Here is an 11,663-nt window from a genome sequence, read left to right on the forward strand (position 1 = left end):
CGGCACGACTATGTGCCTTCGCGCGGCGCCGGCGGCAGATCCGGACGGCTCGGGTCGTCGGGACCAAATACCCGGAGTGGCGGGCGCCGAAACTGGTGCCCGCTTCGCGGTGCGTGAGGCCGGACAAGGCCTCACGCACCCGCGGGTCACTTGACGCGGACGACCTCCCCCTCACGGCGGCGCTGGCGGTACTCGGTCATTTCCCGTTTGACGATCGGGGCGAGCAGGTAGAGCCCGATGATGTTGAACAGCGCGAGCAGGAACAGCACGGCGTCGGCGAAGTCCAGGACACTGCCGAGGGTGAGCACCGATCCCACCACCACGAAGAGGCAGAACACCACGTGGTAGAGCCGCTCACTGAGCACGCTCTTCCCGAACAGGTAGGTCCAGGCCTTCTGTCCGTAGTAACCCCACGTGATGATGGTGGACACGGCGAAGAGCACCACGGCCACGGTGAGCACGTAGGGGAACCAAGGCAGCGCGCTGGCGAACGATTCGGAGGTGACCGTCACCCCGTCCGGGGTGGGGCCGCCCGCGGCCACGGTGGCCTTGGCGTCGGTCCAGAACTGGGTTTTGGCGATGATGACCGTCAGCGCGGTCATCGTGCACACGATCACGGTATCGACGAACGGCTCGAGAAGAGCCACGTAACCCTCGGTGATCGGGTGCTTGGTCCGCACCGCGGAGTGCGCGATGGGCGCGGAGCCCAGGCCGGCCTCGTTGGAGAACGCCGCACGCTGGAAGCCCACGATCAGCGCGCCGATGGCGCCACCGGCCACGCCTTCGGGAGCGAAGGCGCCGCTGACGATCTCGCCGAAGGCGGCGGGCACCGAGGTGATGTTGGCGCCGATGACGACCAGGCAGGCGACCACGTAGACGACGCCCATGGTGGGCACGAGCTTGCTGGTGACCGCGCCGATGGACTTGATACCGCCGACGATCACGAGGCCGACGAAGACGGCGAGCACTATCCCGAAGATCAGGGCCGCGCCGTCGCCACCGAGCAAGCCGTCGTCACCGCCGGTGACATTGCGCAGCTGGGCGAAGCTCTGGTTGGCCTGGAACATGTTGCCGCCGGCGATGCCGAAGAACAGGATCATCACCGCCGCGCCCGCCGCGAGGACCTTGCCGAGGGTGCGTCCGCCCGCGGTGGGGAAGCGTTCGGCGATGCCTCGGCGCAGATAGTGCATCGGACCGCCGGAAACGGTCCCGTCGGTGTGCACCTCGCGGTACTTCACCCCGAGCGTGCACTCGACGAACTTGGTGCACATGCCCAGGAGACCGCAGATGATCATCCAGAAGGTGGCACCGGCTCCGCCGATGGTGACCGCGACGCCGACACCGGCGATATTGCCGAGGCCGACCGTGCCGGACAGGGCCGAGCTGAGGGCCTGGAAGTGGGAGATCTCGCCCGGCTCGTCGGGCCGGGTGAACTGGCCACGGGCGATCCGGGTGGCGAGGCGGAAGGCCCGGAACTGGACGAAGCCGAAGTAGACGGTGAAGGCGGCCGCGGCGACGACCAGCCAGGCGACGATCCAGGGGAAGGTGACGCCGAAGACGGTGACCTCGGCGAACACGAATCCGGACAGTGCGTCGGAGATCGGCTTGAACACGCTGTTGATCGTGTTCTCGATCCCCGAAAGCATGCCACTTTCCGCGGCGAGCACCTGGTCGGATGCGGACTGGGGATGTGGCAGGGACCACGTTGTCGGGAACATGGGGGACAAGTCGACACAAACCGGACCGAGTGCACAAGGGTGCGGCTGATTAGTCCGTGGTTCGTTACCTGCTGACAGGGTTCCCTTAAGGTTGACCCGGTTTCCGCTCGACCGCCGCGCTCAACTGAGCGCGGCGGTCATGGATCCTTCAGCCGTCTCGTGTCGTGAGACGGGCGTAGGCGATCGAGAGGCCGATGGCGATGTAGCAGGCGGCGCGCAGCGCGCCTTCGCCGAGCATCGCGGTGTCCACCGGGTCCATCAGCACCGACGCGGGCGCCTGCGTCCAGTTCTCGTTGAGCAGGAACGGATGCAGCCATGACACCGCGTCCAGGAAGCCGAGGATGGTGAACACGATAGTCCCGGCCAGCACCGAGGCGACGACCAGCATCGGATGTTCGGTGAACGCCGAGATCGCGAGCGCGACCGCGCCGACCGCCCACAGCTGCAGCACCACCCACGCGGCCACGAGCAGGACGCGGCCCAGCGCGTCCCAGACGCTCAGCGTGGACCCGGTCAGGGTGAACATCGAGTCGGTGCCGCTGATGACCAGGCCGGTGACGAAACCGGTGAACGTCATGGCCAGTACGGCGATCGTCGAAACCGTCGCGACGCCGAACGCCTTGATCGCGAGCAGCCTGCCCCTGCCGACCGGTGCGACCAGCCAGCCGCGCAGCGTCCCGTGGGCCGCCTCGCCGGCGATCGCGTCCGCCCCGGCCATCGCCGAGGCGAGCGGGAGCAGCAGCCCCAGCGTCATGGTGAGCGCGGCGACCGGCAGGATGAATCCGTTGCTGACCGCGGACGCGAGCAGCGCCCCGTCACCGTCGCCGCCGCCGCCGCTCGTCTCCGCCGGGTCGACGAGCGTCAGCGCGACCCCGATGATCACCGGGATCAACGCGAGCAGGCCCAGTACGGCGAGCGTGCGGGGCCGCCGGAAGATCCAGCGGAGTTCGGCGCGGTACAGCCGGAGCAGCCCGACACTGTCCTGCCCGGTCCGTGCCGCGGGTGCCGCGGCCAGAGCGTGGGTCACGACTCCCCCTCACCGTCTACAGTGGACTCCGGCTGGGTCAGCCGGGCGAACAGGTCTTCGAGTCCGGTCCGCGCCCTCGCCGCCTCGTGCACGGCCACCCCGGCGGTCACCAGATGACGCAGCACGTCGGGGGCTTCGGCGGCGGTCAGGTCGACGCGGACGCCGTCCGGCGTGAGCCTGCTGCCGATCCTGTTCTCCCGCAACGTCTCCACCGCGAGTTCGGCGTCCGGCGTCCGCACCAGCAGCGCCGCGTTCCCCGACTCCAGCAGTTCGGAGAGCTCGCCCTGGGCGATCACGTTCCCGGACTGGAGCACCGCGACGTGCGTGCAGGTCGCCTCGACCTCGGCCAGCAGATGCGACGACACCAGCACGGTGACACCGTCGGCGTGCAGTTCGCCGATGATCCGCCGGATCTCCCTGGTGCCCGCCGGGTCGAGGCCGTTCGTCGGCTCGTCGAGCACGACCATCCGCCTCGGCACGAGCAGCGCGCTCGCCAGGCCCATCCGCTGCTTCATCCCCAGCGAATAGCCCTTGTAGCGCCGGGTGGCGGCGCCGGTCAGGCCGACGCGCTCAAGGGCCGTGTCGACCGCCCCGGGGATCCCCGCCGTGGCCAGCCGCGGTTCGGCCGCGGCCACACGCAGCAGGTTCTCCCGCCCGGAAAGAAAAGGGTGGAAACCCGGCCCTTCGACGAGCGCGCCGACGTCGGGCAGCGCGTGCGCCGCCTCGTCGGGCATCCGTTTGCCGAAGAGTTGGACCTCGCCCTCGGTAGGCCGCACGAGACCGAGCAGCATCCGGATGGTCGTCGTCTTGCCCGAACCGTTGGGGCCGAGCATCCCCAGCACGGCGCCTTCGGGAACGTCGAGATCGACGTGGTCCACGGCCACCGTGCGGCCGTAGACCTTGCGCAGGCCCCTGGTGCGGGCCGCCATGGGTACCGCCGGAGCGGACGCCTCCTGGGAAGCGTCCGCTCCGGCTTCGAACGTGGTGGTCACTTCGCGGCCAAGGCCTCGAAGAGAACCTGCTCCGGCACCGCGCCGACGGCGTAGCGGCCGTCGTCGGTCAGCACGCCGCTGCCGACCTTGGTGGTCACCAGCCAGCCGCTGCCCCAGGCACCGCTGACCGGCTTGGCGAACCGCGAAAGCAACGCCTTCGGGTCGACCTGGCGGCCCTGCTCGTCCTTGGCCTCGCCGGCCTTCGCCAGCGCGTCGGCCGGGATCTTGCCGGTGATCGCGGTGTCCCAGCCGTCGCCGACGACCTTGATCTCGGACTTCGCCTGCTCGGCAAGCTCACGGTTCTTCGGGTCGACCTCGGCGGCCTTCTCGGTCACCTTCGCGCCCTTGGGCGGGGTGAACTCGAAGTTCGACGCGGGCTGGTTCGCGAAGTTGATCTCGCTGAACGAAGCCTCGAACGCCGGGGCGGACGAGCCGTTGGCCAGCACCGTGACCCGCAGCGGCATCCGGGTCTGGTCGTCGATCGCGACGCGGATCTCGCGCAGGAGGGTCCGCTCGGTCGGCTTCGGGGTCAGCACCAGTTCGTACGCGGCCCGGTTCGCCACCGAGGCCGTCCCGTCGACGGCGATCGTGCTGCTCTCGCGCACCTTGCCGAGCAGTTCCGAGGCGACCGTGGCCGGGTCGACGGCCTCGGCCTTGTCCTGGTGCTCCTTGGCCAGCTCGGCCGGGACGGTGATCTTGGTGGCCGAGTTGTCCTTGGAGTTGTACTCCCAGACGGTCTGGCCGTTCCGGACGATGGTCTGCTGGCTCGAGCCCTCGGTGAGCGAGATCTTGCTCTTGCCCGCGCCGTCGGTCGAAACCTGCGCCGAGTCGACGTCGAGCGCCGAGACACCGGGCAGGGCGCCGCCGACCTGCGGCAGGCCGAGGTCGTTGCTGACCTTGACCCTGCCGTCGAACGCCGACGGCTTCGCGTTGAGCGTCGACTGCACCAGCTCTTCGGCACTGATCTGCGGCAAGACGGGCGCGTCGCCCGCGGTGGCCGGCATCGCGACGACGACGAGCCCGCCGACGCCGAGAGCCGTCCCCACCACCGCCGCGGTGATGGCCTTCCTCTTCGGATCCATGCTGTCTCTCCCTGTTTCCCCGAACCCCAGTGTGCTCGGGTCTTGGCGACAACGCTTCCCCGGAAACGCTGAGACACCACTCAGACTCCGCCGCCCGAGCTGAGATGGCGCTGAGAGGTCGCGCGTGAGCTGGTGAAAGCGTGAATGATGAGTGACGTGAAACCTCGAGTACTGGTGGTCGACGACGAGCCCGGCGTGCGCAAGGCGTTGCAGCGTGGGCTGCGCGCCGAGGACATGGACGTGGTCACGGCGGCCGACGGGCCCAGCGGCCTGCGGCTCGCGCAGACGGGCTCCTTCGACGTCGTCCTGCTCGACATCATGCTTCCCGGTCTTTCCGGCTACCGCGTGCTCGAACGTCTGCGCGCGCTCGGCGTCACCACCCCGGTACTGATGATCTCCGCGAAGGACGGCGAGGTCGACCAGGCGGACGGCCTCGACCTCGGCGCCGACGGCTACCTCGTGAAACCGTTCTCGTTCGTCGTCCTGGTCGCGCAGGTGCGCGCGGTGCTGCGGCGGGCCTCGCCGGACGCCATCCGCGGGCCGCTGCGCATCGGCGCGCTCGAAGTCGACCGGAGCCTGCGGCAAGTCCGCTACGACGGCGTCGAGGTGGCGTTCAGCCCGCGCGAGTTCGCGCTGCTGGAGGTGCTGGCCGGCCGGGCGGGAACGGTCGTCACCAAGGACGAGCTGCTGCGCGCCGTCTGGGGTGACGAGCAGGCCGCGACCCGGAACGTCGTCGAGGTCTACGTCGGGTACGTGCGCCGCAAACTCGACGCCGTCGGCGCGGGCGCGGTGGTCCGGACCGTGCGCGGGCACGGCTACCTGGCCTCGGACGCGCAGCTCGACGAAGTGATCGCCCCGGCGGGACAGGGGTGATCGGCTCGCCGTCTTGGTGGCGCCGCCGTTCGCTCCAGGTCCGGATCACCCTGCTCACGGCCACGGTCACGCTCGGCTTCCTGCTGGGGCTGGCGGCGGTCGCGGGGGACAACCTCCAGCCGCTGCTCATCGGCTCGGTCGACGACGAACTGAGTGCCCAGCTGAACACCGCGAAGGCCGACGTCGCCGCGGGACGGCCGCCGTCGGGATCGGCGGTCACCGTCCGCGTCCTCGACACCGGTGGCGGCCCGGTGGACGGCCTGCCGCCCGCGAACCTCGGCCCGGCGGACGTCCGCGCGCTGAAGGCGGGAGAACCGGTCACGACCGGCGGTGAGCACAGCTGGCGCTGGGCGGGCACCGTGGTCACCGCTCCCGACGGGCAGCAACGGCTCGTCGTCGCGGGCGCGGGTCTGGTCGGCTTCGCGACCGCTGTGCACTCCGGCGGGCTGTGGCTGTTCGTGGTCGCGTCCGTCGGCGCGGTGGGCGCCGGGATCGCGACGTGGTTGCTGGTGCGGTTCGCGCTGCGGCCGGTGGCGCGGATGCGCGGGTCGGTGCGGGCGCTTCCGCCGGGCTCACGGCTGCCGCTCCCGGATTCGCACGACGAACTCCGCGCCCTGGCGGAGGAGTTCAACGCGTTGCTGTCCAGGCAGGAGGAAGGGGCCGAACGGCTTCGCCGGTTCACCGGGGACGCCGCGCACGAGCTCCGGTCGCCGGTCGCGTCGATCCGCGTGCAGGCCGAGGTCGCCGTCGCCAATCCCGATCCCGACCTCTCGCAGGAGACGCTTTCCGACATCCTGGAGGAGGCGGAACGGCTTTCCGCGCTGCTCGACGGACTGCTGGCGCTGGCGAGGTCGGACGCGGGGGAGGTCCCGCCCGCGGAACCCGTCGAGCTGGTGAGCGAGGTGCGGGCGGCGGTCGCGCGGATACCCGCCGGCGCGCCGGAGATCCGGGTGAGCGGCACGGTCGGGACCGCGTGGGCGCTGGCCACGCACGCCGAGGTCGAGCTGGTGCTGAGCAACCTGCTGCGCAACGCCTGCCGGTACGCGCGGGGCCAGATCGTGGTGTCGGTGCTCGCGGCGCGGTCCACCGTGCGGGTGGTGGTCGACGACGACGGGCCGGGTATCGCGCCCGAACACCGGGATCGGGTGTTCGACCGGTTCTACCGCGTGTCCGATTCGCGGGCCCGATCGTCCGGCGGCACCGGGCTGGGGCTGGCGATGGTCGCGGAAGCCGTCCGGCGCCGAGGGGGCCGCGTCCGCGTCGGTGAGTCACCCGATGGCGGGGCACGTTTCCAGGTGGTCTGGCAGGCGGCGCGGCCTGGCGCGTGACTCGCGGACACGGCGTCAAGCACGCGTCTTACGCCTTCACGCCCGGTCAGTAGGGTGTGCCGCGTGGTGATCGTGGGTGCCGCCATCGTGCGGAACGGACGGCTGCTGGCGCAGCAGCGGGCTTGGCCCGCCGACCACGCCGGGCAATGGGAACTGCCGGGCGGGCGCGTCGAGGACGGCGAAAGCGACGAAGCCGCGTTGGCCAGGGAATGCCTGGAGGAGCTGGACGTCGCGGTGACGGTCGCGGGCCGGGTCGGCGAAGACGTGCCGTTGCCCAAGGGCAAGGTGCTGCGGATCTACGCCGCGACGCTGGTCAGCGCGGGGGACGAGCCGCGAGCCGTGGAGCACAAGGACGTCCGGTGGATCTCCACGCACGAACTCGACGGCCTCGATTGGCTGCCCGCCGACCGCGTCCTTCTGCCCGCCCTGCACTCCTTGCTCTCAAGTCCGTGAAGGGGGCCTTCACGGACTTCGAGGGACTGGTCGCGTGTGTCATGAAAGGGTCGTTCAGGACGAAATATGTCCTGGACGACCCTTTCATGACACTTGGAGGAGCGGCGCGAGACCTTCAGCCGGCGCCGATGAGCCGCAGCGCGGACTGCAACCGATGCTCACCCCGTTCCGCCGCCCGGACGGCACCCGCCTTGCGCACCCGCTCCAGCTCGCCGGGGTCGGCCAGCAGCGCCAGCGCGCGGTCCCGGACCGGCCGCAGCTCCTCGATCAGCGCCTCGGCGACGGCCTCCTTCACCTGGCCGTAGGAGTCGAACCGGTCGGCGAGGTCCTCGGGCTTCTCCCTGGTGCACGCCGCGAGGATGTCCAGCAGGTTCGCCATCCCCGGCCGCGTTTCCGGCGCGTAGGCCGGTTTCGACCCGCCGTCGGTCTTCGCCCGCTTGACCTTCCGCCGGACCTGGTCGGGCTCGTCGAGGACGAAGATCACCCCGGCCTCTTCCTTCGTCGACTTCGACATCTTCCGCGTCGGTTCGGCGAGGTCCATGACCCGCGCGCCGGCGGGCGGCAGCACCGCCTTCGGCATGGTGAACACGTCGCCGTAGGTGGAGTTGAACCGCTTCGCCAGCGTTCGCGCCAGCTCGACGTGCTGCCGCTGGTCCTCGCCGACCGGGACCTCGTCCGCGCCCTGCAGCAGGATGTCCGCCGCCATCAGCACCGGATAGGTCAGCAGGGACAGCCTCACCCCGGCCCGCCCCTTCGACTTCTCCTTGAACTGGATCATCCTGGCGGCCTCACCGTAGTTGCAGGTGCACTCCAGGACCCAGTTGAGGGCGCCCAGCTCGCGGGCGATGTCGGACTGCACGAACACGCGATCCGGCTCGATCCCGGCCGCGATCAGCACGGCCAGTTGTTCGGAGGCCATCGAACGCAGCTTCGCCGGATTGTGCGAGTTCGTCATGGCGTGCAGGTCGGAGACGAAGTACAGGTCGTCCGGCCCGCCCTCGTCCGCCCAGCGCCGGATGGCCCCCAGGTGATTCCCCACGTGGACGTGGCCGGACGGGGTGATCCCGGACAACCTGATCATCTGCCTTCTTCCTTCCGGATTCGGGCCGCCCCAGGGTCCGGGCACGAAAAAGGCCGCCCGGTGGGGCGGCCTGGTGGTGCGCTCGTCTGGTTCAGCGCAGGACTTCGGGGCCGCCGGAGGGCGGCCACCACTGGGCGTTCTGCGCGCGCATGCCGACGATCGTACCGCAGCCGGAAAAGCAGGCGTGGATCACTCATTACGGGCACGTAGCGTCAACACTTCATATCAGCCGGGGCAGTACACCCGTCATATTGGCGATGCGGGTCTACCTTCATCTCATGTTTGTCGTCCTGCTGACCTACACAGCGCCCATCGAAGAAATCGACTACGTGCTCCCGGACCACGCGGACTGGCTGACCAAACAGTACGAGCACGGTAATTTCCTCGCCTCCGGCAGGCGTAACCCGCGTATCGGCGGCGTGATCATCACCAAGCCCATGGCCAGGGGAAAGCTGGACGCGATCCTCGCGACCGACCCCTTCTCGGTCAAGCACATGGCCGCCTACGAGGTGATCGAGTTCTCGCCGACAAGGACCGCCCCGGAACTGCGGGCGATCAACGAGGCGGTGGTGCATTGACGATCTTCTAAGCGGCCTTCGCGATCTTCGTCTTCGCCTTTTTCAGGGCGAGGACGGGGCATTTGCCGCACCTCGACTTCGACCGGCAGCATTTCTTCTTGACCTTGCCGGACTTCATCCATTTGCGCACGAGCTTGTGCGGGTCGTCAGGTAGTTTCTTGCCCACGCGCGCTCCTTGTCCGACCGTGTCGGCGACCTCTACACGTTAGGTGAGCCTAACCGATCATGGGGCGTGGGGCTGCTCACATCCGGGGTAGCGGTATCCTGGTGTGGTCCGCGTATGGCCAAAGTCGGCCGGGCGTGTCTCGAACGCGCGAGCGCGGGCACCACACCCGAACTTGAAACCTTTGGAGCCTTCGCGTGCCCGCAGCCAGCGCCACCGCAGTCGATGCCGGCCGCTCGTCCGGCAAGACCCGGCCCGACCTGCGCAACGTCGCCATCGTCGCACACGTCGACCACGGCAAGACGACCCTCGTCGACGCGATGCTCCGGCAGTCCGGCGCCTTCGAGGAACGCGCCGAACTCGTCGATCGCGTGATGGACTCCGGGGAGCTCGAGCGGGAAAAGGGCATCACCATTCTCGCGAAGAACACCTCCATCCGCCGCAAGACCGACGAGGGCATGGTGACGATCAACGTCATCGACACCCCCGGTCACGCCGACTTCGGCGGTGAGGTCGAGCGCGGCCTGTCCATGGTCGACGGGGTGGTGCTGCTGGTCGACGCCAGCGAGGGCCCGCTCCCGCAGACCCGGTTCGTGCTGCGCAAGACCCTCGAAGCCGGCCTGCCGGTGATCCTGGTCGTCAACAAGACCGACCGGCCCGACGCCCGGATCTCCGAGGTCGTCGAAGAGACCCACGACCTCCTGCTCGACCTGGCCGGTGACATCGAGGACGCCGACCTCGACGCGATCCTCGACCTGCCGGTCGTCTTCGCCTCCGCGCGTGCGGGCAAGGCGAGCCTCGAGCAGCCCGCCGACGGCGCGGTGCCCGAGAGCGAAAGCCTCGACCCGCTGTTCGAGACCCTGATGCGCCACGTGCCGCCGCCCTTCGCCGACCGCGAAGGCCCGCTGCGCGCGCTGGTCACCAACCTCGACGCGTCCAACTTCCTCGGCCGGATCGCGCTGATCCGCATCCACTCCGGCAGCCTGCGCAAGGGCCAGACGGTGGCGTGGATGCGCGAGGACGGCACCATCCAGAACGTCCGCATCTCCGAACTGCTGGTCACCGAGGCGCTCACCCGTGTCCCGGCGACCGAGGCGAGCGCGGGCGAGCTGGTCGCCATCGCCGGTATCCCCGAGATCACCATCGGCGACACCCTCGCCGACGTCGAGAACCCGGAGGCGCTGCCCCGGATCGCCGTCGACGAGCCCGCGATCTCGATGACCATCGGTGTCAACACCTCGCCGCTGGCGGGCCGCAGCGGTGGCGACAAGGTCACCGCCCGCCTGGTGAAGGCCCGCCTGGACCAGGAACTCATCGGTAACGTCAGCATCAAGGTGCTGCCGACCGAGCGTCCCGACACCTGGGAAGTCCAGGGCCGTGGCGAGCTGGCGCTGGCGATCCTCGTCGAGCAGATGCGCCGTGAGGGCTTCGAGCTGACCGTCGGCAAGCCGCAGGTGGTCACGAAGATGATCGACGGCAAGCTGCACGAGCCGTTCGAGCGGCTGTCGATCGACTCCCCGGAGGAGCACCTCGGCGGCATCACGCAGCTGCTGGCCGCCCGCAAGGGCCGCATGGAGCACATGGGCGGGCACGGCACCGGCCGCATCAAGCTCGACTACGTCCTCCCGGCGCGCGGCCTGATCGGCTTCCGCACCGACTTCCTCACCGAGACCCGCGGCACCGGTATCGCGAACCACGTGTTCGAGGGGTACTTCCCGTGGGCGGGCGAGATCCGCACCCGGCACTCCGGTTCGCTGGTCGCCGACCGGTCCGGCCCGATCACCGCGTACGCGATGATCCAGCTGGCCGACCGCGGCACCTTCTTCGTCGAGCCGGGCGCCGAGGTGTACGAGGGCATGGTCGTCGGCGAGAACCCGCGCGCCGAAGACCTCGACATCAACATCACCAAGGAGAAGAAGCTGACCAACATGCGTCAGTCCTCCGCCGACGTGATGGAGACGCTGGCCCGCCCGCGCAAGATGGGCCTGGAGGAGGCGCTGGAGTTCTGCTCCGTCGACGAGTGCGTCGAGGTCGCCCCCGACGTCGTCCGGATCCGCAAGGTCACGCTGGACGTCAACCAGCGCGCCAAGGAGCGCAACCGCAACAAGAACCGCGGCTGACCCCGCCAAGCGCGGGACGGAGGGGCGGTACCGGTTCCGGCCAAGGGTGTCCTGGACACCTGCTGGTTCCCGGCCACTGGTGATCCCGGGGGCCTGCTCCGTGGCCGCCTGTAGCCGGTGCCGCGAAAGCCACTTTCAGGACATCAGACGTCGCGAAAGATGCTCCTATTGATGTCAAGGGGTGTGGGTGAGGTTGGCGAGGTCTGCGATGAGGGTTTGGTGGATTTCGCGGGCTATGTAGCGTTTGA

General features: G+C 69.5%; 11 protein-coding genes. 5 read left to right on the forward strand and 6 right to left on the reverse strand.

Translation table 11 applies throughout. From position 1 onward, the window contains the following. Positions 1-146: 146 nt before the first annotated feature. The 4 genes from ACFVM3_RS28960 to ACFVM3_RS28975 form a co-directional block, all read right to left on the reverse strand. Positions 147-1,718 (reverse strand): alanine/glycine:cation symporter family protein, encoded by a 1,572-nt coding sequence (locus ACFVM3_RS28960; RefSeq protein WP_378443130.1) that lies wholly within the window; start codon positions 1,716-1,718, stop codon positions 147-149. Between the two features lie 148 nt (positions 1,719-1,866). Next, on the reverse strand, positions 1,867-2,745 hold the full coding sequence (locus ACFVM3_RS28965) for an ABC transporter permease (RefSeq protein WP_378443131.1): 879 nt from the start codon (positions 2,743-2,745) through the stop codon (positions 1,867-1,869). Further along, entirely contained in the window at positions 2,742-3,737 is a 996-nt protein-coding gene (locus ACFVM3_RS28970) for an ABC transporter ATP-binding protein (RefSeq protein ID WP_378443132.1), read from the reverse strand. The genes ACFVM3_RS28965 and ACFVM3_RS28970 overlap by 4 nt, the downstream gene beginning before the upstream one ends. Then, positions 3,734-4,819, reverse strand: coding sequence for an outer membrane lipoprotein carrier protein LolA (locus tag ACFVM3_RS28975; protein ID WP_378443133.1), 1,086 nt, complete (start codon positions 4,817-4,819; stop codon positions 3,734-3,736). The genes ACFVM3_RS28970 and ACFVM3_RS28975 overlap by 4 nt, the downstream gene beginning before the upstream one ends. 144 nt (positions 4,820-4,963) lie before the next feature. Here ACFVM3_RS28975 and ACFVM3_RS28980 point away from each other — a divergent pair, with 144 nt between their 5' ends. The 3 genes from ACFVM3_RS28980 (at position 4,964) to ACFVM3_RS28990 (ending at position 7,473) form a co-directional block, all read left to right on the forward strand. Continuing rightward, positions 4,964-5,692, forward strand: a complete 729-nt coding sequence (locus ACFVM3_RS28980; protein WP_378443134.1) for a response regulator transcription factor — start codon at positions 4,964-4,966, stop codon at positions 5,690-5,692. After that, entirely contained in the window at positions 5,689-7,020 is a 1,332-nt protein-coding gene (locus ACFVM3_RS28985; protein WP_378443135.1) for an ATP-binding protein, read from the forward strand. The genes ACFVM3_RS28980 and ACFVM3_RS28985 overlap by 4 nt, the downstream gene beginning before the upstream one ends. 63 nt (positions 7,021-7,083) lie before the next feature. Then, the gene (locus tag ACFVM3_RS28990; protein ID WP_378443136.1) at positions 7,084-7,473 is read left to right on the forward strand and encodes a (deoxy)nucleoside triphosphate pyrophosphohydrolase; all 390 of its coding nucleotides are present in this window, start codon (positions 7,084-7,086) and stop codon (positions 7,471-7,473) included. 115 nt (positions 7,474-7,588) lie between these two features. Here the strand turns inward: ACFVM3_RS28990 and trpS are convergent, their stop codons facing one another. Further along, entirely contained in the window at positions 7,589-8,554 is a 966-nt protein-coding gene (gene trpS, locus ACFVM3_RS28995) for a tryptophan--tRNA ligase (RefSeq protein WP_378443137.1), read from the reverse strand. A 278-nt stretch (positions 8,555-8,832) separates the two neighbouring features. On the opposite strand from trpS, the gene ACFVM3_RS29000 reads away from it, so the two are divergent. Then, the gene (locus ACFVM3_RS29000) at positions 8,833-9,132 is read left to right on the forward strand and encodes a YciI family protein (RefSeq protein ID WP_126737471.1); all 300 of its coding nucleotides are present in this window, start codon (positions 8,833-8,835) and stop codon (positions 9,130-9,132) included. A gap of 7 nt (positions 9,133-9,139) precedes the next feature. Here the strand turns inward: ACFVM3_RS29000 and ACFVM3_RS29005 are convergent, their stop codons facing one another. Further along, on the reverse strand, positions 9,140-9,298 hold the full coding sequence (locus tag ACFVM3_RS29005) for a hypothetical protein (protein ID WP_007028942.1): 159 nt from the start codon (positions 9,296-9,298) through the stop codon (positions 9,140-9,142). A gap of 194 nt (positions 9,299-9,492) precedes the next feature. Here ACFVM3_RS29005 and typA point away from each other — a divergent pair, with 194 nt between their 5' ends. Continuing rightward, a complete protein-coding gene (typA, locus tag ACFVM3_RS29010; RefSeq protein WP_378443138.1) occupies positions 9,493-11,415 on the forward strand; it encodes a translational GTPase TypA in 1,923 nt (640 codons plus the stop codon). Positions 11,416-11,663 lie beyond the last annotated feature (248 nt).

The organism is Amycolatopsis sp. NPDC057786 (assembly GCF_042797905.1).
GTDB lineage: Bacteria > Actinomycetota > Actinomycetes > Mycobacteriales > Pseudonocardiaceae > Amycolatopsis.